The 25,163-nt window shown below is 71.9% G+C and carries 22 protein-coding genes and 1 riboswitch; of the genes, 16 read left to right on the top strand and 6 right to left on the bottom strand.

Annotation, left to right across the window (positions count from 1 at the left end; translation table 11 throughout):
- The first annotated feature begins 11 nt into the window (after window positions 1-11).
- From H4696_RS24275 to H4696_RS24260, 4 genes are read left to right on the top strand one after another with little or no spacing between them, the layout of a single operon-like run.
- Window positions 12-1,376 carry a glutamine synthetase family protein gene (locus H4696_RS24275; RefSeq protein WP_211299773.1) on the top strand — a complete coding sequence of 455 codons (1,365 nt, stop codon included), beginning with the start codon at window positions 12-14 and terminating at the stop codon, window positions 1,374-1,376.
- Window positions 1,357-2,064: a gamma-glutamyl-gamma-aminobutyrate hydrolase family protein gene (locus H4696_RS24270; protein WP_086863330.1), complete on the top strand. Its 708-nt coding sequence runs from the start codon at window positions 1,357-1,359 to the stop codon at window positions 2,062-2,064. Before H4696_RS24275 ends, H4696_RS24270 begins: the two co-directional genes overlap by 20 nt.
- Window positions 2,065-3,429 (top strand): aldehyde dehydrogenase family protein, encoded by a 1,365-nt coding sequence (locus H4696_RS24265; RefSeq protein WP_086863329.1) that lies wholly within the window; start codon window positions 2,065-2,067, stop codon window positions 3,427-3,429. It abuts the gene before it with no gap.
- Window positions 3,429-4,196: a 3-oxoacyl-ACP reductase gene (locus tag H4696_RS24260; protein WP_086863328.1), complete on the top strand. Its 768-nt coding sequence runs from the start codon at window positions 3,429-3,431 to the stop codon at window positions 4,194-4,196. Before H4696_RS24265 ends, H4696_RS24260 begins: the two co-directional genes overlap by 1 nt.
- On the opposite strand, the gene H4696_RS24255 is transcribed toward H4696_RS24260, so the two are convergent.
- Complete coding sequence (locus H4696_RS24255; protein WP_086863327.1) at window positions 4,193-4,390, bottom strand: hypothetical protein; 198 nt, start codon at window positions 4,388-4,390, stop codon at window positions 4,193-4,195. The two genes, H4696_RS24260 and H4696_RS24255, sit on opposite strands and share 4 nt — an antisense overlap.
- A gap of 72 nt (window positions 4,391-4,462) precedes the next feature.
- On the opposite strand from H4696_RS24255, the gene H4696_RS24250 reads away from it, so the two are divergent.
- From H4696_RS24250 to H4696_RS24220, 7 genes are all read left to right on the top strand, one after another.
- A complete protein-coding gene (locus H4696_RS24250) occupies window positions 4,463-5,755 on the top strand; it encodes a helix-turn-helix domain-containing protein (protein WP_086863326.1) in 1,293 nt (430 codons plus the stop codon).
- 190 nt (window positions 5,756-5,945) lie between these two features.
- Window positions 5,946-6,039: riboswitch (glycine riboswitch) on the top strand.
- Between the two features lie 135 nt (window positions 6,040-6,174).
- A complete protein-coding gene (gene gcvP / locus H4696_RS24245) occupies window positions 6,175-9,006 on the top strand; it encodes an aminomethyl-transferring glycine dehydrogenase (RefSeq protein ID WP_192783062.1) in 2,832 nt (943 codons plus the stop codon).
- A 2-nt stretch (window positions 9,007-9,008) separates the two neighbouring features.
- The gene (gcvT, locus tag H4696_RS24240) at window positions 9,009-10,100 is read left to right on the top strand and encodes a glycine cleavage system aminomethyltransferase GcvT (RefSeq protein WP_086857020.1); all 1,092 of its coding nucleotides are present in this window, start codon (window positions 9,009-9,011) and stop codon (window positions 10,098-10,100) included.
- Window positions 10,101-10,110: 10 nt separating this feature from the next.
- On the top strand, window positions 10,111-10,488 hold the full coding sequence (gcvH, locus tag H4696_RS24235) for a glycine cleavage system protein GcvH (RefSeq protein ID WP_086857019.1): 378 nt from the start codon (window positions 10,111-10,113) through the stop codon (window positions 10,486-10,488).
- Window positions 10,488-11,762 (top strand): serine hydroxymethyltransferase, encoded by a 1,275-nt coding sequence (gene glyA, locus H4696_RS24230; protein WP_086857018.1) that lies wholly within the window; start codon window positions 10,488-10,490, stop codon window positions 11,760-11,762. The genes gcvH and glyA overlap by 1 nt, the downstream gene beginning before the upstream one ends.
- Entirely contained in the window at window positions 11,759-12,760 is a 1,002-nt protein-coding gene (gene lipA / locus H4696_RS24225) for a lipoyl synthase (protein ID WP_086857017.1), read from the top strand. The genes glyA and lipA overlap by 4 nt, the downstream gene beginning before the upstream one ends.
- A gap of 14 nt (window positions 12,761-12,774) precedes the next feature.
- Entirely contained in the window at window positions 12,775-14,142 is a 1,368-nt protein-coding gene (locus H4696_RS24220) for an L-serine ammonia-lyase (RefSeq protein WP_086857016.1), read from the top strand.
- Between the two features lie 56 nt (window positions 14,143-14,198).
- Here the strand turns inward: H4696_RS24220 and H4696_RS24215 are convergent, their stop codons facing one another.
- Entirely contained in the window at window positions 14,199-14,450 is a 252-nt protein-coding gene (locus H4696_RS24215; protein WP_086857015.1) for a hypothetical protein, read from the bottom strand.
- A 99-nt stretch (window positions 14,451-14,549) separates the two neighbouring features.
- Between H4696_RS24215 and H4696_RS24210 the strand changes: the two genes are divergently transcribed.
- Window positions 14,550-15,275, top strand: a complete 726-nt coding sequence (locus H4696_RS24210; protein ID WP_169734846.1) for a FadR/GntR family transcriptional regulator — start codon at window positions 14,550-14,552, stop codon at window positions 15,273-15,275.
- 3 nt (window positions 15,276-15,278) lie between these two features.
- Here the strand turns inward: H4696_RS24210 and H4696_RS24205 are convergent, their stop codons facing one another.
- Together H4696_RS24205 and H4696_RS24200 are read right to left on the bottom strand one after the other, a co-directional pair.
- Window positions 15,279-16,217, bottom strand: a complete 939-nt coding sequence (locus tag H4696_RS24205) for an NADP-dependent oxidoreductase (RefSeq protein WP_086857014.1) — start codon at window positions 16,215-16,217, stop codon at window positions 15,279-15,281.
- 153 nt (window positions 16,218-16,370) lie between these two features.
- Window positions 16,371-17,216, bottom strand: coding sequence for a helix-turn-helix domain-containing protein (locus H4696_RS24200; RefSeq protein ID WP_192782507.1), 846 nt, complete (start codon window positions 17,214-17,216; stop codon window positions 16,371-16,373).
- 54 nt (window positions 17,217-17,270) lie between these two features.
- Here H4696_RS24200 and H4696_RS24195 point away from each other — a divergent pair, with 54 nt between their 5' ends.
- Both H4696_RS24195 and H4696_RS24190 read left to right on the top strand, forming a co-directional pair.
- Window positions 17,271-17,768 (top strand): MarR family winged helix-turn-helix transcriptional regulator, encoded by a 498-nt coding sequence (locus tag H4696_RS24195; RefSeq protein WP_086859547.1) that lies wholly within the window; start codon window positions 17,271-17,273, stop codon window positions 17,766-17,768.
- A 66-nt stretch (window positions 17,769-17,834) separates the two neighbouring features.
- A complete protein-coding gene (locus H4696_RS24190) occupies window positions 17,835-19,724 on the top strand; it encodes a transglycosylase domain-containing protein (protein ID WP_169734969.1) in 1,890 nt (629 codons plus the stop codon).
- On the opposite strand, the gene H4696_RS24185 is transcribed toward H4696_RS24190, so the two are convergent.
- On the bottom strand, window positions 19,725-20,381 hold the full coding sequence (locus H4696_RS24185; protein WP_086859546.1) for an O-methyltransferase: 657 nt from the start codon (window positions 20,379-20,381) through the stop codon (window positions 19,725-19,727). It abuts the gene before it with no gap.
- A gap of 224 nt (window positions 20,382-20,605) precedes the next feature.
- On the opposite strand from H4696_RS24185, the gene H4696_RS24180 reads away from it, so the two are divergent.
- Both H4696_RS24180 and H4696_RS24175 read left to right on the top strand, forming a co-directional pair.
- Window positions 20,606-21,928, top strand: coding sequence for an aminotransferase-like domain-containing protein (locus H4696_RS24180; protein ID WP_169734968.1), 1,323 nt, complete (start codon window positions 20,606-20,608; stop codon window positions 21,926-21,928).
- 94 nt (window positions 21,929-22,022) lie between these two features.
- A complete protein-coding gene (locus H4696_RS24175) occupies window positions 22,023-23,168 on the top strand; it encodes an FAD-dependent oxidoreductase (protein WP_086859542.1) in 1,146 nt (381 codons plus the stop codon).
- Between the two features lie 3 nt (window positions 23,169-23,171).
- On the opposite strand, the gene H4696_RS24170 is transcribed toward H4696_RS24175, so the two are convergent.
- Window positions 23,172-24,950, bottom strand: a complete 1,779-nt coding sequence (locus H4696_RS24170; protein WP_086859541.1) for a hypothetical protein — start codon at window positions 24,948-24,950, stop codon at window positions 23,172-23,174.
- Window positions 24,951-25,163 lie beyond the last annotated feature (213 nt).

Raw genomic sequence — 25,163 nt, 5'->3', positions numbered from 1 at the left:
TGGGGCGACCGATGGCACGCAGGCGAGGCATGCTCACGCTCGACGAACTCCGCGCGCGCGTGGACGCGGGCACGATCGACACCGTGCTCGTCGCGCTCACGGACATGCAGGGGCGGCTGCAGGGCAAGCGCTGCTCGGCCGAGTACTTCCTCGACGAGGTCGTCGGGCACGCCACCGAGGCCTGCAACTACCTGCTCGCCGTCGACGTCGACATGAACACCGTCGACGGCTACGCGCTCTCGTCCTGGGAGAGCGGCTACGGCGACTTCGTGCTGCGGCCCGACCTCGAAACCCTGCGCGAGATCCCCTGGCACGAGGGCACCGCGCTGGTGCTCGCCGACGTCGAGCGCGTGCAGGGCGGGCCGGTCGCCGTGTCGCCGCGGCAGATCCTGCGGCGGCAGCTCGACCGGCTCGCCGAGCGGGGGCTCGCCGCCTTCGTCGGCACCGAACTCGAGTTCATCGTCTTCGACGACACCTACGAAGCCGCCTGGGACAAGCGCTACCACGGGCTCAAGCCCGCCAACCAGTACAACGTCGACTACTCGATGCTCGGCACCGCGCGCCTCGAGCCGCTGCTGCGCCGCATCCGCAACGACATGGCAGGCGCCGGGCTCTACCCCGAGTCCGCCAAGGGCGAGTGCAACCCCGGCCAGCAGGAGATCGCCTTCCGCTACACCGACGCGCTCACCACCTGCGACAACCACAGCGTCTACAAGAACGGCGCCAAGGAGATCGCCGCGCAGGAGGGCAAGAGCCTCACCTTCATGGCGAAGTACAACGAGCGCGAGGGCAACTCCTGCCACATCCACATCAGCCTGCGCTCGACCGAGGGCCGGGCCGTTCTCGCCGGAGACAGCGAGCACGGCTTCTCGACGCTCATGGAGCAGTTCCTCGCCGGCCAGCTCGCCGCGCTGCACGAGCTGACGTACTTCCTGGCGCCGAACATCAACTCCTACAAGCGGTTCGTGCCCGGCAGCTTCGCGCCGACCGCCATCGCCTGGGGCACCGACAACCGGACCTGCGCGCTGCGCGTGGTCGGGCACGGCGAATCGCTGCGCGTCGAGAACCGGGTGCCGGGCGGGGACGTCAACCCGTACCTGGCCGTCGCCGCGCTGATCGCCGCGGGCCTGCACGGCATCGAGAACGAGCTGGAGCTGGAAGAACCGTTCACCGGCAACGCCTACCACTCCGACCGGGCCACGGTGCCGACCACGCTGCCCGAGGCCGCCGCGGCACTCGCGCGGAGCGAACTCGCGCGTGAGGCGTTCGGCGACGACGTCGTCGACCACTACCTGAACGCGGCGAAGATCGAGGTCGACGCCTACAACGCCGCCGTCACCGACTGGGAGCTCGTCCGTGGCTTCGAACGACTCTAAGCCGGTCATCGGTCTCACCAGCTACCTGGAACCCGCGAAGTTCGCCGTCTGGGAGACCGAAGCCGTGCTGCTGCACCGGGTCTACGTCGACTGCGTCGTCGCCGCCGGGGGCATCCCGGTGCTGCTGCCGCCGGTGGCCGGCGCGCACGACCGGCTCGTGTCCACAGTGGACGGGCTGGTGCTGACCGGCGGCGCCGACGTCGAACCGGAGCGCTACGGCCAGGAGCCGCACCCCACGACCTACACCAGGCCGGACCGGGACGCCTTCGAGTTCGGCCTGTTCGCGGCCGCCCGGCGCCGGGGCAAGCCGGTGCTGGGCGTGTGCCGCGGCCTGCAGGTGATGAGCGTCGCCCTCGGCGGCACGCTCACGCAGCACCTGCCGGAAGCGAAGGAAACCACCGAGCACCAGCCGGCCCCCGCGACATTCGGCCGCGGCACCGTCACGCTGGCCGGAGGCAGCCGGGCGGCGGCGATCCTGGGCGAGGAGACCAAGACGCTCTGCTACCACCACCAGGCGATCGACCGGCTCGGCACCGGCCTGGAGGCGGTCGGCTGGGCGGCGGATGGCACCGTCGAAGCCGCGGAAGTGCCCGGCGAGTTCACGCTGGGCGTCCAGTGGCACCCCGAGCAGGACGGCGACGACGTCCGGCTGTTCCAGGCTCTCGTCGACGCGAGCAAGGAGAAGTAGATGACCACCTTCGACGTCCGGAACCCCGCCACCGAGGAGGTGGTGCGGAGCGTCCCGTTGACCAGCGCCGAAGAAACCGATGCGGCGATCGCCCGCGCGCGGGCGGCGTTCCCGGCGTGGCGCGACGTCACCCCCGGTGACCGCGCGCGGCTCCTGCGCCGGTTCGCCGACGCCGTCGAAGCCGACATCGAGAACCTCGCCCGGCTGGAGGTCGAGAACTCCGGGCACACCATCGGCAACGCGCGCTGGGAGGCGGGCAACGTCCGGGACGTCCTCAACTACTACTCCGCGGCGCCGGAACGCCTGATCGGCAAGCAGATCCCGGTCCCCGGCGGCGTCAACGTCACGTTCCAGGAGCCACTGGGCGTGGTCGGCGTGATCGTGCCGTGGAACTTCCCGATGCCCATCGCGGGCTGGGGCTTCGCGCCCGCGCTCGCCGCCGGGAACACCGTCGTCCTCAAGCCCGCCGAGCTGACTCCGTTGACGGCTATCCGGCTGGCCGAGCTGGCGCGCGAGGCGGGCATCCCCGAGGACGTCTTCCAGGTGCTGCCCGGCAAGGGATCCGTGGTGGGACAACGGTTCGTCGAGCACCCGGACGTGCGCAAGGTCGTCTTCACCGGCTCCACCGAGGTCGGCAAGCAGATCATGGCGGGCTGCGCGGCGCGGGTGAAGCGCGTGACGCTGGAGCTGGGCGGCAAGAACGCGAACATCGTCTTCGCCGACTCCGACCTGGAGAAGGCCGCGGCAACCGCGCCCTACGGCGTCTTCGACAACGCCGGTCAGGACTGCTGCGCGCGGTCGCTGATCCTGGTGCAGGCGAGCGCGTACGACCGCTTCATGGAGCTGCTGGAACCGGCGGTGCACGGCGTCGTCGTCGGCGACCCCGGCGACGAGAAGACCGAGATGGGTCCGCTGATCTCGGCCGCGCACCGGGAGAAGGTCGCCTCCTACGTGCCCGGCGACGCGCCCGTGGCGTTCCGCGGCAGCGCGCCCGCCGGCCCCGGGTACTGGTTCCCGCCGACCGTCCTCACCCCGCCCGACCTGCGGCACCCCGCCGTGGCGGAGGAGGTCTTCGGCCCGGTCGTCGCCGTCGTGCCGTTCGCGGAGGAGGCCGACGCGGTCCGCATGGCCAACGCGACCGAGTACGGCCTGTCCGGGTCGATCTGGACCCGCGACGCCGGCCGCGCGTTCCGGGTGGCGCGGGGCGTCGAAGCCGGCAACCTCTCGGTCAACTCGCACTCTTCGGTGCGCTACTGGACGCCGTTCGGCGGGTTCAAGCAGTCCGGCCTCGGCCGTGAGCTGGGCCCCGACGCCGCGGCGGCGTTCACCGAAACCAAGAACGTCTTTCTGAGCACGGAGGAGTAATGGTCCAGCGATTCGAAGGCCGCGTGGCGGTCATCACCGGCGGTGCGAGCGGGATCGGGCTCGCCTCGGCCCGCCGCCTGGCGAGCGAAGGGGCGAAGGTCGTCATCGCGGACCTGACCCCGGTCTTGGGCAAGGCGGTCGCCGACGAGATCGGCGGCGCGTTCATCCAGACCGACGTCACCGACGCCGAACAGGTCGAAAACCTGTTCCACAGCACGGTGGAGCAGTTCGGCTCGGTCGACGTCGCCTTCAACAACGCGGGCATCTCCCCGCCCGAGGACGACTCGATCCTGACCACCGGCATCGAGGCGTGGGAGAAGGTCCAGCGGGTCAACCTGACGTCGGTCTACCACTGCTGCAAGGCCGTCCTGCCGCACATGCAGCGCCAGGGCAAGGGGTCCATCATCAACACCGCGTCGTTCGTCGCGGTGATGGGCGCGGCGACGTCGCAGATCTCCTACACCGCGTCCAAGGGCGGCGTGCTGGCGATGAGCCGCGAGCTCGGCGTCCAGTTCGCGCGGGAGAACATCCGCGTCAACGCGCTCTGCCCGGGCCCGGTGAACACCCCGCTGCTCAAGGAGCTGTTCGCGAAGGACCCGGAACGCGCGGCGCGGCGGCTGGTCCACGTGCCGGTCGGCCGGTTCGCCGAGCCCGAGGAGATCGCGGCGGCGGTGGCCTTCCTGGCCAGCGACGACGCCAGCTTCATCACGGCCTCGCAGTTCCTGGTCGACGGCGGCATCTCCGGCGCGTACGTCACCCCGCTCTAACGCTTGGTCGGTTTCTTGACGCCGTAGACCTCCCGCAGGTAGCTCCAGGCGGCGTTGAGCTTCTTGCGCTCTTCGGACACGAGCCGTTCGCGGCGGCGCAGCACGCGGACGGCGATCTCGGAGGCGAGGAAGGCGCCGGCGGTGAAGGTCAGCACGCCGACGATCAGGGTCAGGACGACGATGGTGGTGGTCATGGTGACCAGCGTCGGGTGGCCGTGGGCGGTTTGTCCCTGCGCAAAGCTAGCGGGTTTCGTTAGCTTTGTGAGGTGACGCACTGGCGCGCCGACGAGTGGGCGGAAGCGGTCCGGACCGGGATCCGCTCCCGCGGGCTTTCCCTGGACGAGGCCGCCCGCCGCATCGGCGTCCCGACGTCGACGCTGCGCAGCTGGATCGAGCACCGGCACGCGCCGAAGGTGACGGTGTTCGACCACTGGGCGCAGCTGGCCGAGGTCACCGGGCTGGGGGAGGCCGAGCTGCTGCGCGTCGCCGGCGTGCTGCCCGACTCGCTCGCTTCGCCGGTGCACGTCGCGCAGGCGGCGAAGGCGCTGCGGGAGGGCATCGACCAGGCCGGACAGTTCCTCCGGCAGGCCACCGCGCTCGTCTACTCCTCGCCCGGCACGCAGGTGGCCAACGCGATCGCGGCGTCGCCGATCGACTGGGAGATGCGGATCCGCTCGGCCACCCGCGGCGACGAGGTCCGCGTCACCTACCACCACTACGTCGGGATCGTGCCGCCGCGGGACTTCCCGTTTTCCGAGGACGAGGCGCGGAGGATCATCGAGCACGACATCCTCGGCGAACTGTGGCGGCCGCTCGGGCTGTACTGGCGGGTCGCCGAGGTGCACGACTGGCACGAGCCCCCGCGGCTGGTCATCCAGGTGCCCGAGCAGGAGGCGACGCGCCCGCCCGCGCCGTCGCCGGTCGTGGCCGCGCCGCCGGTCGTGGTGCTGTCGCCGATCTGGGGGTACGGCGAGCTGCTGGCGTCGCTGATCGCCGACGGCCTCGGCTTCGGCAACGTCGACTTCCGCTACTTCGGCCTCCCGGACGCGATGGCCGACCGCGTCCGGATCACCGCCCGCGAGCTGGCCGAACCCGCGCCGCGGCTGGTGCACTCGGTGCCGCCGATCATGCTGCTGCACGGCCTGGCGGTGCCGGACCTGACCGGGCGCCTCCCGGTCGTGGTCCGCTACGGGCCGCGGATGCGGGCGCGGGCGGCGCGGATCTACCGGGAGCCGCTGCTCGAAGCCGGGTTCGCCGACCCCGAGGCCGGCGCCCGGGCGATCGAGGAGGCGGTCACGGTCCCGCCGGGCAGCGCGTACTACGAGGTGACCCTGGCCGACGAGGACGTCTTCGACGGCGACCGCCCGTCCCTGGACCGGCTCAACGACGCGGTGGCCTGGCACGCCGAGCAGATCGTCGAGCAGGTGCTGCTGGGTGCCGGGCACCCGCCGGTCCCGCTGGGCGGCCCGCTCAAGCGCCTGGTCCTGCCCTCGGGCCGGGTCCGGCGGCCCCCGGCTTTGGCCGGTCAGGTCGTCCGCCGGGTCGCCGGCACCCCCTGACCCAAGCGCCCCAATGTGGCGTTCGGTGCGTCTGACGCACCCAATGTGGCGTTCGGTGCGTCTGACGCACCCAACGCCACATTGGGGCGCTCGGGGCGGGGTCGAGGATCACTGTGGCGTTGGCCGGGTTGTGTAGACGCCCGCCGGAAGCGCCGGGTACCGTAACCGCCACAACTGCAGATCGGGCCGTTGAGCCGAGGCGGGAGAGCCCTCACGAAGTCGGTGGGGCACCGAAGGAGCAAACTCCCCGGAATCTCTCAGGTACCTGCTACCGCTTCGCGCGAGGCCACTCTGGAAAGCAGGCGCACCCGCGCCTCACCCAAGGTGAAAGCCGTGTTCCGCACGGTGAAACTCTCAGGTGCCATGACAGAGGGGGAGTTCCCAGCGCACCGTTGTGTGCCCGGCCCGAGGAGCTCCCGATCACTTCCACGCAGTTCGACGCCCGTCACATCGGCCCGTCCGAGGCCGAGCGCGCGAAGATGCTGGCCGAGTGCGGCTACAGCAGTCTCGACGCGCTCGTCGGCGCCGCCGTCCCCAGTGCCATCCGCGCCACGCGTGAGCTGGTCCTGCCGCCCGCCGCGTCCGAAGAGGACGCCACCGCGGAACTGCGCGCCCTCGCCGCGCGCAACCGGCCGATGACGCAGATGATCGGCCTCGGCTACTCCGACACCGTCACCCCCGGCGTGATCCGCCGGAACGTCCTCGAGAACCCGGCCTGGTACACCGCGTACACGCCTTACCAGCCGGAAATCTCGCAAGGCCGCCTCGAAGCGCTCCTCAACTTCCAGACGATGGTCGCCGACTTGACCGGCCTGGCCACCGCGAACGCGTCCCTGCTGGACGAGTCGACCGCCGTCGCCGAAGCCGTCACGCTGATGCGCCGCGCGTCGAAGTCCAAGTCCAACAAGGTCGTGCTCGACGCCGAGTGCCTGCCGCAGACCATCGCCGTCGTGCGCACCCGCGTCGAGGCGCTGGGCATCGAGGTCGAGGTCCGAGACCTGCTCACCGGCCTGCCGGACGAGTTCTTCGGCGTCGTCGTCCAGTACCCGGGCGCGTCCGGTGTGCTGCGCGGCCGCGGCTTCTACCACGCGATTTCGGAGTCGGCGAAGGCCGCGGGCGCGCTGTACACCGTCGCCGCCGACCTCCTCGCGCTCACCCTGATCACCGCGCCCGGCGAGTTCGGCGCCGACGTCGCCGCGGGCTCGACCCAGCGCTTCGGCGTCCCACTCGGCTACGGCGGCCCGCACGCCGGGTACATGTCCGTCCGCGCCGGGCTCGAGCGCTCACTGCCCGGCCGCCTGGTCGGCGTCTCGGTCGACGCCGACGGCAACCCGGCCTACCGGCTGGCGCTGCAGACCCGTGAGCAGCACATCCGCCGCGAAAAGGCGACGTCCAACATCTGCACCGCGCAGGTCCTCCCGGCGGTGCTGGCCGCGATGTACGCGGTCTACCACGGCCCGGACGGCCTGAAGCGGATCGCCCAGCGCGTCCACGGCCTCGCCGCGGGCTTCGCGGACGCCCTCCGCCAGACCGGCGTCGAGGTCGTGCACGAGTCCTTCTTCGACACCGTCGTCGCGCACGTCCCGGGCCAGGCCGCCGAGGTCCACGCGGCCGCCCGCGAAGCCGGGATCAACCTCGGGCACGTCGACGCCGACCACGTCCGCGTCGCCTTCGACGAGGTCAGCACCCCCGCGATCGCCGCGAAGGTCCTGAAGGCGTTCGGCGTCGAGTCCGACCTCGAAGACGGCGTCGCGCTGCCGAACGGCCTCGCCCGCGAGAGCGGCTTCATGGGCCACGAGGTCTTCGGCACCCACCGCTCCGAGACGGCGATGCTGCGTTACCTGCGCAAGCTGTCCGACCTGGACTACGCGCTGGACCGCGGCATGATCCCGCTCGGCTCCTGCACGATGAAGCTCAACGCCACCACCGAGATGGAGCCGATCAGCTGGCGCGAGTTCGCGGGCATCCACCCGTTCGCCCCGGCCGAGGACGCCGAGGGCTACCACGTCCTCGTCGCGCAGCTCGCCGACTGGCTGGCCGAGGTCACCGGCTACGACAAGGTGTCGCTGCAGCCGAACGCGGGCAGCCAGGGCGAACTGGCCGGGCTCCTCGCCATCCGCGCCTACCACCGCGCGAACGGTGACGAGGGCCGGGACGTCTGCCTGATCCCGTCGTCCGCGCACGGCACCAACGCCGCCTCCGCGGTGCTCGCCGGGATGCGCGTGGTCGTCGTGAAGTGCACCGACGAGGGCAACGTCGACCTGGCCGACCTGCGGTCCAAGGTGGACACCCACCGCGACACGCTCGCCGCGATCATGGTCACCTACCCGTCCACGCACGGCGTGTACGAGCACGACATCGACGAGCTGGCCAAGATCGTCCACGACGGCGGCGGCCAGGTGTACGTCGACGGCGCGAACCTCAATGCCCTGCTGGGCCTGGCCAAGCCGGGCGAGTTCGGCGGCGACGTCTCGCACCTGAACCTGCACAAGACCTTCTGCATCCCGCACGGCGGTGGCGGCCCGGGCGTCGGCCCGGTCGCGGTGCGCGCGCACCTCGCGCCGTACCTGCCCAACCACCCGCTGCTGGACCAGGCCGGCCCGGAGACGGGCGTCGGCCCGATCAGCGGCGCGCCGTACGGCTCGGCGTCGATCCTGCCGATCTCCTGGGCGTACGTCCGGATGATGGGCGCGCCCGGCCTGACCGCCGCGACGAAGGTCGCGGTGCTGGCCGCGAACTACGTCGCTTCGCGCCTGGCGCCGCACTACCCGGTGCTCTACACGGGCCAGGACGGCCTGGTCGCGCACGAGTGCATCCTCGACCTGCGCCAGCTCACCAAGGAGACCGGCGTGACGGTCGACGACGTCGCGAAGCGGCTCATCGACTACGGCTTCCACGCGCCGACGATGTCGTTCCCGGTCGCGGGGACGCTGATGGTCGAGCCGACCGAGTCCGAGGACCTGGGCGAGATCGACCGGTTCATTGCCGCGATGATCGCCATCCGCGCCGAGATCGACGAGGTGGCGAACGGCAAGTGGAGCGCCGAGGAGTCGCCGCTGCGGGGTGCGCCGCACACCGCGGAGACGCTGGTCGGCGAGTGGGACAAGGCCTACGACCGCGAGCTGGCCGTGTACCCGGCGGGTGTTTCGCGCAAGAACAAGTACTGGCCCCCGGTGCGTCGCATCGACGGCGCCCGCGGCGACCGTAACCTCGTGTGCTCCTGCCCGCCCCTCAACGCTTACGAAGGCTGACAGTGTCGAAGGAAACCTCCCTGCACGGAGTCCACAAGGGACTCGGTGCGCTGTTCACCGACTTCGCCGGCTGGTCCATGCCGGTCCGGTACGCCAGCGAGCTGGCCGAGCACAAGGCCGTCCGCGAGGCGGCCGGGCTGTTCGACCTGTCGCACATGGCCGAAATCCACGTCACCGGCAAGCAGGCGGCCGACGTCCTGGACTTCGCGCTGGTCGGCAACCTGACCGGGGTCAAGCCGGGCCGGGCGCGGTACACGATGATCTGCGACGCCGAGGGCGGCGTGCTCGACGACCTGGTCGTCTACCGGCTGGCCGACGAGCACTACCTGGTCGTCGCGAACGCGGGCAACGCGAAGGTCGTCGCCGACGCGCTGGCCGAGCGGGTCGCGGGCTTCGACGCGGTCGTGGACGACAAGTCCGAGACCACCGCGCTGATCGCCGTCCAGGGGCCGAAGGCCGTCGAGATCCTGGGCGCCGTGACCGACGCCGACCTCGACGCGCTCAAGTACTACGCCAGCGTCCCGGCGTCGGTGAAGGGCCACGACGTCCTGCTTGCCCGCACCGGCTACACCGGCGAGGACGGCTTCGAGCTGTTCGTCGACGCCGACGAGGCGCCGGCGCTGTGGCGGCTGCTCATGGCCGCGGGCGAGCCACACGGCCTGGTCCCGGCGGGTCTTGCCTGCCGCGACACGCTGCGGCTGGAAGCCGGGATGCCGTTGTACGGCAACGAACTCACCGTCGAGCAGAGCCCGTTCGAGGCCGGGCTCGGCCGGGTCGTCAAGTTCGAGAAGCCGGGCGACTTCGTCGGTCGCGCCGCGCTGGAAGAGCGGTCCAAGCAGGACGTCCCGCGGGTGCGGGTCGGCCTTCGCGGAACCGGTCGCCGCGCGCCGCGGCACGGCTACAAGCTGCTGGCCGACGGCGTCGAGATCGGCGAGGTCACCAGCGGCGCGCTGTCGCCGACGCTGGGTTACCCGATCGCCATGGCGTACGTCGATCGGGCGTACACCGAGCCCGGCACCGAGCTGTCCGTCGACATCCGGGGCAGGATCGAGCCCGTCGAGGTCGTCGCCCTGCCCTTCTACTCCCGCGCGTAAAGGACTTCCTGTGAGCATCCCCGAGAACCTGAAGTACACGAAGGAACACGAGTGGCTGTCCGTCGAAGACGGCATCGCCACCGTGGGCATCACCGCCTTCGCCGCCGAGTCGCTCGGTGACATCGTGTTCGTCCAGCTCCCGGACGCCGGCTCGACCATCACCGCCGGCGAGGTGTTCGGCGAGGTCGAGTCGACCAAGTCGGTCAGCGAGCTGTACGCGCCCGTCTCCGGCGAGGTCGTCGAGGTGAACGGCACCACATCGGACACCCCCGAGGTCATCAACTCCGACCCCTACACCGAAGGATGGCTCCTGAAGGTGCGTCTGTCCGGGGACGTGCCGGAACTGCTCGACGCCGCCGCGTACGCCGCGCACACCCAGGAGAACTGATGCCGACTTTCGACGCCCACCTCGCCGACGTCGACCCCGAGGTCGCCGCGGCCGTCGCCGACGAGCTCACCCGCCAGCAGTCCACCCTGGAAATGATCGCGTCGGAGAACTTCGCCCCGGTGGGCGTGCTCGAGGCGCAGGGCTCGGTGCTGACCAACAAGTACGCCGAGGGCTACCCGGGCCGCCGCTACTACGGCGGTTGCGAGCACGTCGACGTCGTCGAGCAGCTCGCGATCGACCGCGCGAAGGCCCTGTTCGGCGCCGAGCACGCCAACGTCCAGCCGCACTCGGGCGCGCAGGCCAACGCGGCCGCGATGTTCGCCGTGCTCAAGCCGGGCGACACGATCCTCGGCCTCGACCTGGCGCACGGCGGCCACCTGACGCACGGGATGAAGATCAACTTCTCGGGCAAGCTCTACAACGTCGTCGCCTACCACGTCGACAAAGAGACCGGCATCGTCGACCTCGCCGAGATCGAGCGCCTGGCCGTCGAGCACGAGCCGAAGCTGATCATCGCCGGCTGGTCGGCCTACCCGCGTCAGCTCGACTTCGCCGAGTTCCGCCGCATCGCGGACAAGGTCGGCGCGAAGCTGATGGTGGACATGGCGCACTTCGCCGGGCTGGTCGCGGCCGGGCTGCACCCGTCGCCGGTGCCGCACGCCGACATCGTCACCACGACCACGCACAAGACCCTCGGCGGCCCGCGCGGCGGTCTCATCCTCAGCCGCGAGGAGCTGGCGAAGAAGATCAACTCGGCCGTGTTCCCTGGCCAGCAGGGCGGGCCGCTGGAGCACGTCATCGCGGCCAAGGCCGTCGCGCTGAAGATCGCCGCGAGCGAGGAGTTTCGCGAGCGTCAGGAGCGGACCCTCGAAGGCTCGCGGATCCTGGCTTCGCGGCTGTCGCAGTCGGACTGCGCGGACGCCGGTGTGCGCGTCCTGACCGGCGGCACCGACGTCCACCTGGTGCTGGTCGACCTCGTCCAGTCCACTCTGGATGGTCAGCAGGCCGAGGACCGGCTGCACGAGGTCGGCATCACGGTCAACCGCAACGCCGTCCCGTTCGACCCGCGCCCGCCGATGATCACGTCGGGCCTGCGCATCGGCACCCCGGCGCTGGCCACCCGCGGCTTCCAGGCCGAGGACTTCACCGAGGTCGCCGACGTCATCGCCGAGGCGCTCAAGCCGGACTTCGACGACGCCCTGCGTGCGAAGCTGCGCGACCGCGTCGAGGCGCTGGCCGCGAAGCACCCGTTGTACGCGGGCCTTTCGCGATGAGCGCGCTGCCCGAGGGCCGGAAGCTGCTGCGTCTCGAGGTTCGCAACAGTGAGACGCCGATCGAGAAGAAGCCGCCGTGGATCAAGACGCGGGTGCGGATGGGGCCGGAGTTCACCGAACTCAAGGGCCTGGTGCGCCGCGAGGGTCTGCACACGGTGTGCGAAGAGGCCGGTTGTCCTAACATCTATGAGTGCTGGGAAGACCGTGAGGCCACGTTCCTGATCGGTGGCGATCAGTGCACGCGGCGATGTGACTTCTGTCAGATCGACACCGGCAAGCCTGCCGAGCTGGACCGTACCGAGCCGCGGAAGGTCGCGGAGTCGGTGCAGGCCATGGGGCTGCGGTACTCGACGGTCACCGGCGTGGCCCGCGACGATCTGGAAGACGGTGGCGCCTGGCTGTACGCCGAGACCGTCCGGCAGATCCACGACTTGAACCCGGGCACCGGTGTGGAGCTGTTGATTCCGGACTTCAACGCCGATCCCGACCAGCTGGCTGAGGTGTTCGGGTCGCGGCCGGAGGTGTTGGCGCACAACGTGGAGACGGTGCCGCGGATCTTCAAGCGGATCCGCCCCGGTTTCCGGTACGCGCGTTCGCTGGAGGTCATCACGAAGGCGCGTGAGGCCGGTTTGGTGACGAAGTCGAACCTGATCCTGGGCATGGGTGAGACCCCGGACGAGGTGGCTCCGGCGATGCGGGATCTGGTCGATGCGGGCTGTGAGATCTTGACGATCACGCAGTACCTGCGTCCGTCGCCGCGGCACCACCCGGTGGACCGGTGGGTGAAGCCGGAGGAGTTCGTCGAGCACTCTCGCGCTGCCGAGGCGATGGGCTTCGCGGGTGTGATGGCCGGTCCGCTGGTGCGCTCGTCGTACCGCGCGGGACGGCTCTACGCGCAGACCAAGGGTTACCGTGGGGAGGAGCTGCCGGAGAACCTGCGGCACCTCGCCGACCAGGGCCCGGCCGCGCAAGAAGCCAGCTCGCTGCTGGCGCGATAGGAAGGGGCGGATCAATGGCGATCAGCGTCTTCGACCTGTTTTCCATCGGCATCGGCCCGTCGAGCTCCCACACCGTCGGGCCGATGCGGGCGGCACTGACCTTTGTGGACGGTCTCGGCGACGACCTCGCGCGGACGTCCCGCGTGCAGGCCGAGCTGTTCGGCTCGCTCGGCGCGACCGGTTTCGGCCACGGCAGCGACAAAGCCGTCCTGCTCGGGCTCTCCGGTGAACGTCCCGAAGAGATCGACACCGACACCGTCCCGGTGCGCGTCGCGGAGATCCGCGAGTCCGGGCGGCTTCGGCTGGCCGGGTCGCACGAGATCGCGTTCGACGAGGACACCGACCTCACCATGCACCGCCGCAAGTCGCTGCCCGCGCACCCGAACGGCATGGTGTTCCGCGCGTTCGACGCCGCGGGCGGGCTGCTGCGCGAGCGGACGTACTACTCGGTCGGCGGCGGGTTCGTCCGCGACGAGTCCTACGAGACGGACGCGGTGTTCGTCGAGGACTCCACGCCGGTCCCGTACCCGTTCCGCACCGGCGCGGACCTGCTCGGGCACTGCGCGGAAACCGGGCTGCCGATCAGCGAGGTCATGCTGGCGAACGAGCTGGCCTGGCGCTCGCGCGAAGAGGTGCGTTCCGGCCTGCTGGACATCTGGGCGGTCATGGCCGAGTGCGTCCGCAACGGCTGCACGCACGAAGGCGTCCTCCCGGGCGGCCTGAAGGTGCCGCGGCGCGCGAAGTCGCTGCACGAAAAGCTGCTGGCCGAAGACGGCGCGGACGACCCGCTGTACGCCATGGACTGGGTGAGCCTGTACGCCTTGGCGGTCAACGAGGAGAACGCGGCGGGCGGCCGGGTCGTCACCGCCCCGACCAACGGTGCGGCGGGCATCATCCCGGCGGTGCTGCACTACTACCAGCGCTTCATCCGCCACTCCAGCGACGACGGCATCGTGAAGTTCATGCTCACCGCGGGCGCGATCGGCTCGATCCTCAAGCAGACGGGCTCGATCTCGGGCGCCGAGGTCGGCTGCCAGGGCGAAGTCGGCTCGGCGTCGGCGATGGCGGCGGCGGGCCTGACCGAAGTCCTCGGCGGCTCGCCGGCCCAGGTGGAGAACGCGGCGGAAATCGGCGTGGAGCACCACCTCGGCCTCACGTGCGACCCGGTCGGCGGCCTGGTCCAGATCCCGTGCATCGAGCGCAACGCGGTGGGCGCGTCGAAGGCGATCCACGCGGCCCGCATGGCGATGCGCGGCGACGGCAGTCACGTGGTGACGCTGGACAAGGCGATCAAGACGATGCGCGAGACGGGCGCGGACATGAGCGTGAAGTACAAGGAGACCGCGCGCGGCGGGCTGGCGGTGAACGTCATCGAGTGCTGACGCCGCCACTTTCCCCGAGAAAGATGCGGCTCGGGGGCGCCGAGGCCGAACTTTCCCTAGGAAAGATGCGTTTTTCTAGCGGCGCTAGCTCCGTCCGGCTCGGTCGCCAGCCGCAGGCCGACCTCGACCAGGGTCCAGCCGAACTGCTGGCGTCTCGTGCCCGTTCGGCGTCGGGGCGCCGCCCCGCCGGGCGGGCGGTTGCGCACGCGGTGGCGCAGCTCGTTCTCCCGTTCGTGGACCAAGTCCTCGGCCATCAGGAAGTGCACCGGATCGCCCCCTGCGTCGATGTTCGGTGTCGGTCGCTCCATCGTCGCTCACCGTGGCCGTCCGGATCCACCGGTTTTCCGCGGCGCGAACACCCCGGCGTGAACACTCGGTGACCAACGCCGGGGGCCTAGACTCGCGGGATGGAGTCGACCTCGGTGGCGAACGCCGGTGAAGCGCTGTTCCGGCCGGTTCGCGCGGGCAACGCCTTCGAGGAGACCGTCGAGCGGCTGCTGCAGGCGATCCGGCTCGGGGTGGTCGGCGCGGGGGAGCGGCTGCCGTCGGAACGGGAGCTGGCCGAGCGGCTCGGGGTCAGCCGCGTGACGCTGCGGGAAGCCATCCGCGCCCTCGCCGACGCTGGTTACGTGGAGTCACGCCGGGGCCGGTACGGCGGCACGTTCGTGAACGACAGCCTTCCCGCACCTTCCGAGAAATCACCCAGCGGCAAGGTCGACACCGTCGCGCTCGAGGACGCGCTGAGCCTCCGCTACGTCCTCGAAACCGGCGCCGCGGAGATGGCCGCCGCGCGTTCGCTGAGCCCCGCCGACCGGCAGCACCTCACCGGCACGCTCGCCGAGGCCGCGGGTGCCGACCTCGACGACTACCGCCGCAAGGATTCCCGGCTGCACCTGGCGATCGCCGAGGTCACCGCATCCGGCTCCCTGACCACGGCGATGGCCGACGCCCGCACCCGCGTCAACCAGCTGCTCGACCGCATCCCGCTGCTCCCGCCCAACCTCGAGCACTCGAACGCCCAGCACGAGGCCATTGTCGACGCCATCCTCGCCGGCGACGCCCCCGCGGCCCGCCAGGCGATGGCGGAGCACATCGAAGGCACGGCGTCCCTGCTCCGCGCCTTCCTGTCCTGACGCTCAAGCAGGCACGACGACGACCTTGCCGTGCACCCCGCCCTCGGCGGCCCGTGCGTGCAGCGCCGGCAGCTCGGGCAACGCCACCCGCTCGGCGACCTCGACCCGCAGCTCGCCCCGGTCGACCATCCCCACCAGCTTCGCCAGCTGCCCGGCGTCACTGCGGACGAACAGATCGATCCCGCGCACCCCTCGCGCTTCATCCGACGGCGCGGGCATCCACACCGTCGTGTTCACCAGCACCCCGCCCGGGCGGATCAGGCCGACCAGCGCGGCTAGCTCCGCCGGGTCGACCGGGGCCAGGTTGAGCACGACATCGACCGGCTCCGTCACCGCCGCGGGCACCGAAGTGGTCGTGTGGTCGACGACCTCGTCGGCGCCGGCCGCCTTGACCGATGCCCCACTGCGCGGGCCCGCCGTGGCGATGACGTGGGCGCCGGCGCCGTGCGCCAGCTGCACGGCGTACCCGCCGACCGCTCCGCCGGCCCCGTTGACCAGCACCCGCTGCCCGGCGGTCAGCTTCGCGTGGTCGAACAGCGCCTGGTAAGCGGTCAGCCCCACCAGCGGCAACGCCGCGGCGTCCGCCAGCGGGACGTCCGCCGGTGCCGACGTGAGGACCGACGCCGGTGCCACGACGTACTCCGCGGCCGCGCCAGCGCCGTCCATCGGCAGGAAGCCGACGACCCGGTCGCCCACTGCGAGGCCCTCGACGCCTTCGCCCAGCTCGTCGACCGTGCCGGCGACGTCGATGCCGGGGGTGTGCGGCAGCTCCACCGGGATGGGGCCGCGCATGAAACCGCCGCGGATGTTGCCGTCGACGGGGTTGAACGACGTCGCGGCGACCCGGAGCCGGACCTGCCCGGCGGCGGGCACCGGCAGGTCGGCTTCTTCGTACCGCAGGACGTCGGGGGTGCCGTAGTCGTGGAAACGCACTGCCTTCATCGGGGTTCTCGCTTTCGGGAAAAGCTTCGAATTCGAAGCAACTGAAGGGAACAGTACAACTGCTTCGAATTCGAAGCAAGTGATGCCGGTCACCGCCGGCTCGGGAGACGTCCTTGATCCACCCGGGACCCAGGATCGTGGGCGCGGCCCCGGTCAGCCTGGGCCGGTTTGGCCCACCCTGAGCACGGCCGGCCCGCGGGCGGCGCGGACGACCTCGCCGAGGCGGGCCGCGTCGGCCGAGCCCGGGGCCGCGGTGAGGACCACCGCCATCAGGTCGTCGCCGGGCACCCCGAGCAGGCTGCCGTCGAGCGCGATGTCCTCGCCGTCCGGAGTGCGGAACACGGCCCGGTTTTCGTACGCGGACACCGTTTCCGGGCTGCGCCACAAGACGTCGAACGCCCGGCTGGTGCTGCGCAGCTCGTCGACGAGCTCGGCCAGCGCGGGGTCGCCGGGGTGGCGCAGGTGCGTGTCGCGCAGCCGGGCGGCGAGCGCGGCCCGGAACCCGGCCTGGTGCTCGTCGGTGCGGGTGATCTCCCCGCGCGCGTCGCAGAACGTGCGCCACGCGACGTTCCAGTCCCGCGCGCGCCCGGGCGCCGCCCCGCCGCCGAGCGCCAGCCACGCGCCGTTGACGGCGACGACGTTCCACGCGGTGTCGGTCAGGAACGCCGGAGTGTCGTCGAACCGCTCCAGCAGCCGGATCGCCGCCGCGCCGGCTTCGCGCGGTACCAGCCCGTCCGTCGCGGCGTACCCGGCGAGCGCGCAGAGCCGTTCGTAGTCCGCCCGGCTGACCCGCAACGCGCGGGCGATGGCGGTCACCACGCCGGCCGACGGGTGGCGGCGTCCCTGCTCCAGCCGTCGCACGTAGTCCGCGGACACCCCGGCCAGCTCGGCGAGCTCTTCCCGGCGCAGTCCGCGCACCCGTCGCCCGGCCCGAGGTCCGGGTGGCGAAGTGTGTTCACGCAACCAGCGGACCGCGGCGCCGAGTTCGGACAGCGACATGGCGCCAGTCTGCACCACCGCACCACTTCGAATTCGAAGCAGTACACTCCGGCCATGGGCACACCCTCACTCGACCCCGTGCAGCTCGGCGCCTACTTCGACCTCATCGAGGTGACGAGCCTGCTGCGGCACGCGGTCGAGCAGCAGCTGCGCGAGGCGGGCGAGCTCAGCTACGTCCAGTTCCAGCTGCTGGCCCGGCTCGGGGACTCGCCGTCGGGCAGCCACCGCATGACCGACCTGGCCGACGGCGTCGTCTACAGCCGCAGCGGCCTGACCTACCAGGCGAGCCTGCTCGAGAAAGCGGGCCTGGTCACCCGCGCCCCGTCCCCGGACGACGAGCGGAGCACGACGGTCACCATCACCGACGCCGGGCGCGAGCGGCTCGCCCGGGTGCTGCCCGGGCACGTCGAGGTGGTCTCGGGCCTGCTGTTCGAGAAGCTGTCCCGCGCCGACGTCGAGACGCTCGCCGGCCTGCTGGCGCCGGTGCGGGACCACATGCGCTCGACGCCACCCCGCTCGGCGGCGCCCCGCCGGGCCAAGGGGACGTCTTGACAGGATTCGAACAACCCCCGTCGGTTCTCCACAGAACCTTTTCACCCGTCCGGCCGTCATCCATTCGTGACCTTGCCGACCGAGGAACCGACCGAGGAATCGACTGAGACCACCCCGCGACGGCGGCGGTGGCGGCGCGTCCGGCGGATCGCGTACTGGACGGCCGGGGTGTTCGTCGGCGTCCCGCTGATCGCGTTCTGGGTCGCCTACCTCGTGCTCGACGTCCGCAGCCCGCAAGAGGTCCTGGCCGGGCTGGACAAGACCGTCGTGCTGCAGTACGCCGACGGATCCGAGCTGCTGAAGGTGATCCCGGCCGACGGCGACCGGATGTTCGTGCCCTACGCGCAGGTGCCCGCGAAGCTGCGGGACGCCATCATCGCCACCGAGGACCCGACCTTCTGGGACAACCAGGGTTTCGACCCGACCGGCATCGGCCGCGCGTTCCTGACCGGCGTCGGCGGCGGCTCCGGGATCACCCAGCAGTACATCAAGAAGTCCACCGGCGACGACGACGCCACGATCGGCCGCAAGTTCGCCGAGCTCGTGCTGGCCACGAAGATCACCCAGGAGCAGAGCAAGGAACAGATCTTCGAGAGCTACGTCAACATCATCTCCTTCGGCCGCGGCACGTTCGGGCCGTCGGCGGCGATGAACGCCTACTTCGGCCGGAAGCTCGACGACTCGATCACCTGGAGCGAAGCGGCTTTCCTCGCCGGGATGATCCAGTCGCCGTCGGTGCACGACCCGGCCGCCTCCGGCGACGCCCACGCCACGCGGCGCTGGGAGTACGTGCGCGACAAGCTCCGCGGCCGCGGGTACGTGAAGGCCGGCGAGGCGATGGCGTACCCCGGCGCGGAAATCCAGCCGCCGTCGGAAACCCGCGCGGGCCGCGTCACCTACGACGAATTCCACGTCAAGCAGCAGGTGCTCGCCGAGCTCGACCGGGCAGGCTTCCCGCTGAACCGGCTCCAGCAGGGGAACATGACGGTCGAGACGACGCTGGACCGCGGGATGCAGGACGCCGCCAAGAAAGCGTTGCAGGAGCGGCTGAAGGGCGAACCGAAGGAGTTCCGCGGCGCGGTCGTGGCGATCGACCCGCGGTCCGGTGCCGTCCGCGCCTACAACGGCGGCGACCAGGGCGTCCGCGACTACGCGGGTACCTCGCACGCGCCGGGCTCGGCGTTCTACCCCTTCACGCTCGCCGCGTTGCTGCGCCACGGCTACGGCGCGGATCAGCCGATCCCGTCGCCGTCGAAGCTCGAGTTCCTCGGCGAGAGCTTCCAGTACCCGGACGTCTGCGGCCCGAAGTGCACCCCGCGCACGGCGATGACGAGCCACGCCGACGGCCCGTTCGTCGCGCTGGCGAAGCAGCTCGGCCCGGACGCGCTGAGCGAGACCGCGCGCCAGGCCGGCATCCCGGAGACCGTCGACGGCGTGCCGACGATGCGCGAGAAGGACGGCTTCCTCATCGGGCCGGGCATCGCGATCGGCCGCTACCCGGTGCGGCCGCTCGACCTGGCCGGCGCCTACGCGACCTTCGCCGCCGACGGCCGGCGCGCCACCCCGCACCTGGTCGCGAAGGTCCGGGACGAGAGCGGCGCGGTGATCTGGGAAGCGCCGGACACCGCGACCCCGGCGTTCGGCGACGACGACGCGAGCCACCGCGTCGCCCGGGACGTCACGAGCACCCTGACCGACCGCGGCGGCGCCGCGCTGCGCACCGGCGAGGCCGAGCACGGCAACAGCCCGGACAACCAGGACGCCTGGGCCGTCGGCTACACCCCGCAGCTCGCGACCGCGGTCTGGATCGGCTCCGACGACGACCGGCGGCTGAAGGACGCCGGCGGCGCGAAGCTGACCGGTGACGTCGTCCCGGCCGACGTCTGGCGCGCGTTCATGACGGCGGCGCACCAGGTGGTGCCGCCGCCGTCACCGGTGGCGCGGCCACCGCGCTGATCAGCGGACGATGGCCAGCACGAAGCCGTCGTGCCCCTTGGTCCCGACGGTCTGGACGGCGGTCGCGTCCAGCCGCGGCTCGGCGGCGAGCACGTCGAACATCGCCCGCGCGCCCCGGACGTTCGGGTCGTCGCTGCTCGCGTCGGCGACCCGGCCCTGGCGCACCACGTTGTCGACGACGATCGCGGTGCCCGGCCGGGACAGCTCGAGCGCGGCCCGCACGTAGTTCGCCAGGTTGGCCTTGTCGGCGTCGATGAACACGAAGTCGAACGGCCCGGTGAGCATGGGCAGCGTGTCCAGCGCGGCGCCGACGCGGATTTCGGCGACGTCCTCGCCGAAGCCCGCCCGCGCCAGGTTCGCCTTCGCGACTTCCGCGTGCTTCGGTTCGTATTCGCAGGTCACCAGCTTGCCGCCGGCCGGGAGCGCGCGGGCCAGCCAGATCGTGCTGTACCCGCCGAGCGTGCCGATCTCGAGGATCGTCCGCGCCCCGGACAGGCGGGCGAGCAGGTTCAGCAGCTTGCCCTGGTTGGGCGCGACGGCGATGGACGGCAGCCCGGCGGCGGCCGAATCGGCGAGCGCGTCGTCGAGCACCGGATCGGGCGCGAGCAGGGCTTCGGTGAGGTAGTCGTCGACTTCGGTCCAGGTCTTGTCGGTCATGGCACCTCCACGGCCAACCTAGCGGGCTGGGACGCCAGGCACCGGAGATCGCGACAGCGGACCCAGCGCCCCAATGTGGCCTTCGGTGCGTCAGACGCACCCAAGGCGGCCTTCGGTGCGTCAGACGCAACCAAGGCCGCCTTGGGGCGCTCGCGAGGCGGGACGGCGGGGTCCTGGGCGGCCTGGGATCATGCTCAGGAGCGACCGGAAGCGGGAAGGTGGAGATGGACGACTACCGCGTCGTCGCGGACGCCCTCGCCGCCGACATCGAGGCGGGCCGCCTCCGCCCCGGCGACCGGCTCCCGCCGCAGCGCCGCTTCGCGCGCCAGCGCGGCATCGCGAACTCCACCGCCGCCCGCGTCTACGGCGAGCTCGTCCGGCGTGGCCTGGCGGTCGGCGAGGTCGGCCGCGGCACGTTCGTCCGGGCCGCGAAGCCGCCGCCCGAGCCCGCGCTCGCCGAGCCCGGCGACGCCCGCGTCGACCTCGAGCTCAACTTCGCCGTCCTGCCCGAGGCGTCGGCGCTGCTGGCGAAAGCGCTGGAACCGTTGCTGCGCGCGGACGTCCTGACCGCGGCCCTGCACCCGATCGGTGCCGCGGGCACCCCGGCGGCGCGGACGGCGGCGGCGTCGCTGCTCGCCCGCGGCGGCTGGCGGCCGGACCCGGCGGCGGTCCTGTTCACCGGCAACGGCAGGCAGGCCATCGCGGCGGCGATCGCCGCGTTCGTCCCGGTGGGGGAGCGGCTCGCGGTGGAGTCGCTGACGTACCCGGTGGTCAAAGCCCTCGCTTCGCGGCTCGGGATCGAGCTGGTGCCGATCGAAACCGACGAGGACGGCCTCGTGCCGGCGGCGCTCGCCGCGGCCGAGCCGGTGCGCGCGCTGTACGTCCAGCCGACGCTGCACAACCCGCTGGGCACGACGATGTCCCCGCGACGGCGGGAAGAGCTGGCCGACGTCGTCGCGCGGCTCGACCTGCCGGTGATCGAGGACGGCATCTACACGTTCCTGCGCGACGACGTCCGGCCGTTCGCCGCGTACGCGCCCGAGCGGACGGTCTTCGCCGACAGCCTGTCCAAACGCGTCGCACCCGGCCTGACGGCGGGTTTCCTGGTGCCGCCACCGCGCTGGGCCGCGCGGCTGGCGTCGTCGGTGCGCTCGGGCGGCTGGGCGGCGTCCCGGTTCGCAGTCGAAGCGGCGACCCAGTGGATCGTCACCGGCACCCTCGCCGAAGTCGAAGCCGCCAAGCGCCGGGACGCCGCCGCGCGGGCGCTGGTGGTCGGGGAAAAGCTGCCGGGCCTGCGCGGCGACGCGGCTTCGTACCACCGCTGGTGGGAACTGCCGGAGCAGTGGCGCGCGGACACGTTCGTGGCGGCCGCGGCCAAGCGCGGGATCGCGCTGTCCCCGGCGGCGGCCTTCGCCGTGCTGCCCGGCCACGCGCCGAACGCCGTGCGGGTCGCGGTGTCGGCGCCGCCGGTGGAGACCCTGGCCGCCGCGCTGGACGTGCTGGCCGGGCTGGCGAGCGGGAGCCCGGACGACCTGCTGGCGGACTGACCGCGCTACCAGGTCCGTGCCAGCGCGGTGTGCGGCCCGCGCCAGTGCGCCGCGCCAGCCTTCGGAAGTCACCACGAATTCCGGAGGAGCACGGATGCACACCCCAGTCACGATCGTCGGCGCCGGCCTCGGCGGCCTCACCCTCGCCCGCGTCCTGCACGTCCACGGCATCGAAGCCGAGGTCTACGAAGCCGAAGCGTCCCCGATGGCGCGGTTGCAGGGCGGGATGCTCGACATCCACGACTACAACGGCCAGCTGGCCGTCGAGGCCGCCGGGCTGATGACCGAGTTCCGGGGCCTGATCCTGGAAGGCCGCCAAGCGATGCGCGTCCTCGACGCGAACGGGAAGCTCCTGTTCGAGAAGGCCGACGACGGTACCGGTGGCCGTCCCGAGGTGCAGCGGGGCGAACTGCGGCAGATGCTGCTGGATTCGCTGCCGCCCGGCACCGTCCACTGGGGACGGAAGGTCACCGGCGCCCGGACCCTCGCCGGCGGGCGGCACGAAGTCGTCTTCGCCGACGGCACCACGGTCGTCACGGACCTGCTGGTCGGCGCGGACGGCGCCTGGTCGCGGATCCGGCCGCTGCTGACGGCGGCGAAACCCGAGTACGTCGGCGAAGCGTTCGTCGAGATCCACCTCCACGACGCCGACACCCGCCACCCGGCGGCCGCGAAAGCCGTCGGCGGCGGTTCGCTGATGGTGCCCGCGCCCGGCAAGGGGATCCACGCCCACCGGGAGAGCGGGGACACGCTGCACACCTACGTTTCGTTCACGCGGCCGCTGGAGTGGTTCGACGCCGTCGACTTCGGTGATCCCGCCGCGGCGGCCGCGCGGATCGCGGCGGAGTTCGAGGGCTGGGCACCGGAGCTCACGGCGCTGATCACCGACGGCGACACCGCGCCCGTCCTGCGTCCCCACTACACCTTGCCGGCCGGGCACGAGTGGGACCGGGTGCCCGGGGTGACGCTGATCGGCGACGCCGCCCACCTCATGCCGGTCAACGGCGAAGGCGCCAACCTGGCCATGCTCGACGGCGCCGAGCTGGGGCAAGCCCTGGCCACGCACCCGGTCGAAGAAGCGCTGGCGGAGTACGAGCGGGCGATGGCCGTCCGCAGCGCCAAGGTCGCCGCCGAAAGCGTCCAGTTCGGCGAGCTGATGTCCGGCACCGACGGGGAAACCGTCGCCCGGGCGCTGATCGAGGTGTTCAGCGCGCTCAGCGAGGCCGGGCGCGCTTCCTGAAACTCAGGGCGCGTACTTGCCCACGAAGCTGCCGCAGGTCACCACGCGGCCGGTGAGCCGGGCCTGGATCGCCCGCTCCAGGCCGAGGTAGGTGAACACCGGGGTGTCGGCGGGGACCTCCGCCGGCACCGGGCCGCCGGTGGCCAGCAGGCGGCTCGGCACCGTCTGGAACAGCACCAGGTAGCCGCCTTCGCGGTTGAGCTCGTCGCTCTTCGCGAGCATCCGCTCGGGTGCGTCGCCGACGATCTCCAGCGGCAGCGGCCACTCCAGCGGGAACGGGTTGGTCAGGCCGAAGGCGGGGTAGGCGAACGCGTTGTCCGGCAGGACCGCCGTCCGCGGGGCCGGGAAGCGGTCGACGCAGTCGCGGATCTGGCGGACGTAGGCGTAGGTCGAGGGGTTCGTGCGGATGCCGGACATCGCGGGGCTGACGTCGCCGAGGTCCGCGGTCAGCCGGTCGTGCCCGAGGTCGAGGTAGGCGGCCTGGTCGTGGCGGGCGACGACGACCCAGCCGCACACCGCGACCGCGGTCAGCCCGGCCGTCGCGGTCACCCAGCGGCGCGCCAGCCGCGGCCGCGGCGGGACGACGTGGCTCAGCAGCAGCAACGCCGTCAGCGCGAGGGTGCCGGTGAGCAGCGTCGGGGTGTCGTTGCCCCACGACAGGCTGGTCATGAACCCGGTGGCGAGCACCAGCAGCCCGGCCCACGGCACCTTCCGCGCCACGGCCGCGTTCACCGGCACGCTGACCGCGACGATCCACCACAGGACGTCCGCCCAGCGCGAGGAGCCGGTGAACCGGCCGTCGACGACGGTCCAGACCACCGCGGCCGCCCCGGCGAGCACCAGCAGCCACGACGCGACCCGCCCGGCCGCGCCGAGCCGGTCGCCGGGCAGCCGGACGGCCAGCAGCACCACGGCGATGGCGGCGAAGAAACCGAGTTCGCGCACCGGCGCCTTGGTCAGCACCTCGGGGTCGGCCAGCCACAACCCGAGCAGCCGTTCGCCGTACGCGGGCACGCCGCCGGTGAGCTGCTCGACCATCTCGGCGAACCCGCCGCCGAGGGCGACCCAAGCCACGTACGCCAGCCCGGGCGCGCCGAGCGCGAGCAGGTCGAGCAGCACTCGCACGACGCGTCGCGTGCCCGCCCGGGTGGCCGGGTGCAGCAGCAGCCACAGCACGCCGATCACGGCGGCCAGCGCGAAGCTCTGCTTCACGAACACCGCGCAGCCCAGCAGCACCAGCCCGCCGCGGCGGGCGAGAGTGTGGCCGGAGCGCAGGCCGGTGTCCAGCGCCCAGGCGCCGCACGCGGTGAGCGCGATGCCGTCGACGGTGTGCCAGGCCATCAGCGGGAAGGCGTTGAGGTTGATCAGCGACGCCGCCGCGACCATCGCCGTCATGCCCGGGCCCCAGTCCAGCACCCGGCGCCGGGTGACGAGCGCGGCGAACGCGATCGTCGCCACGATGATCTCGATCATCGACAGGAAGCTCGACCCGAAGAACAGCGGCATCGGGAGGGCGAAGTCGGCGACGTGCAGCACGGCGGACCCGAGCGGGCGCGCGGAGATGATGTCGGCGTGCGGGACTTCGCCGTGCAGCACGCGCCACGCCTGCGCGAGGATGAAGCCCTGGTCGGAGGGGTGGAACCCGAAGCGGCCGACGCGGAGTTCGGTGGCGAGGGCGAGCAGCACGACCCAGCCGGCGTGGACGGCCCAGCGCAGCACCGGCCGCGCGGTCTTCGGGGGCGCGGGCTCCGCGGCGGCGTGCGCAGGACTCGCCACGTCCACGCCTCGCCCGCCTTCCGCTCCCGATCACACCCGGGAGCGATGGTAGCGGCCGGTCTTCGCCCCGGCATGGACAGCACCACCGGGCCGAAGGCCGTGAATGCCACATCAAGAGACGTTACGTCCCTCGATGTGGCATTCACGGATCAACCGTGCCGGCTCAGCTCACCCGAAGGTGGGCCGTGCGGTGCCGATCTCGGCTGTTTCCCCAGTGGT

The organism is Amycolatopsis lexingtonensis (assembly GCF_014873755.1).
GTDB lineage: Bacteria > Actinomycetota > Actinomycetes > Mycobacteriales > Pseudonocardiaceae > Amycolatopsis > Amycolatopsis lexingtonensis.
Note: the sequence above shows the minus strand (reverse complement) of the source record. Positions and strands in the feature narration are given on the sequence as shown.

Excerpts from the sequence above, each read along its gene's own strand:
- H4696_RS24275 (WP_211299773.1), top strand. The coding sequence starts at position 12 with ATGGCACGCAGGCGAGGCATGCTCACGCTCGACGAACTCCGCGCGCGC.
- H4696_RS24265 (WP_086863329.1), top strand. The coding sequence starts at position 2,065 with ATGACCACCTTCGACGTCCGGAACCCCGCCACCGAGGAGGTGGTGCGG.
- H4696_RS24260 (WP_086863328.1), top strand. The coding sequence starts at position 3,429 with ATGGTCCAGCGATTCGAAGGCCGCGTGGCGGTCATCACCGGCGGTGCG.
- H4696_RS24255 (WP_086863327.1), bottom strand. The coding sequence starts at position 4,390 with ATGACCACCACCATCGTCGTCCTGACCCTGATCGTCGGCGTGCTGACC.
- glyA (WP_086857018.1), top strand. The coding sequence starts at position 10,488 with ATGCCGACTTTCGACGCCCACCTCGCCGACGTCGACCCCGAGGTCGCC.
- lipA (WP_086857017.1), top strand. The coding sequence starts at position 11,759 with ATGAGCGCGCTGCCCGAGGGCCGGAAGCTGCTGCGTCTCGAGGTTCGC.
- H4696_RS24220 (WP_086857016.1), top strand. The coding sequence starts at position 12,775 with ATGGCGATCAGCGTCTTCGACCTGTTTTCCATCGGCATCGGCCCGTCG.
- H4696_RS24215 (WP_086857015.1), bottom strand. The coding sequence starts at position 14,450 with ATGGAGCGACCGACACCGAACATCGACGCAGGGGGCGATCCGGTGCAC.
- H4696_RS24210 (WP_169734846.1), top strand. The coding sequence starts at position 14,550 with ATGGAGTCGACCTCGGTGGCGAACGCCGGTGAAGCGCTGTTCCGGCCG.
- H4696_RS24205 (WP_086857014.1), bottom strand. The coding sequence starts at position 16,217 with ATGAAGGCAGTGCGTTTCCACGACTACGGCACCCCCGACGTCCTGCGG.
- H4696_RS24200 (WP_192782507.1), bottom strand. The coding sequence starts at position 17,216 with ATGTCGCTGTCCGAACTCGGCGCCGCGGTCCGCTGGTTGCGTGAACAC.
- H4696_RS24195 (WP_086859547.1), top strand. The coding sequence starts at position 17,271 with ATGGGCACACCCTCACTCGACCCCGTGCAGCTCGGCGCCTACTTCGAC.
- H4696_RS24185 (WP_086859546.1), bottom strand. The coding sequence starts at position 20,381 with ATGACCGACAAGACCTGGACCGAAGTCGACGACTACCTCACCGAAGCC.
- H4696_RS24180 (WP_169734968.1), top strand. The coding sequence starts at position 20,606 with ATGGACGACTACCGCGTCGTCGCGGACGCCCTCGCCGCCGACATCGAG.
- H4696_RS24175 (WP_086859542.1), top strand. The coding sequence starts at position 22,023 with ATGCACACCCCAGTCACGATCGTCGGCGCCGGCCTCGGCGGCCTCACC.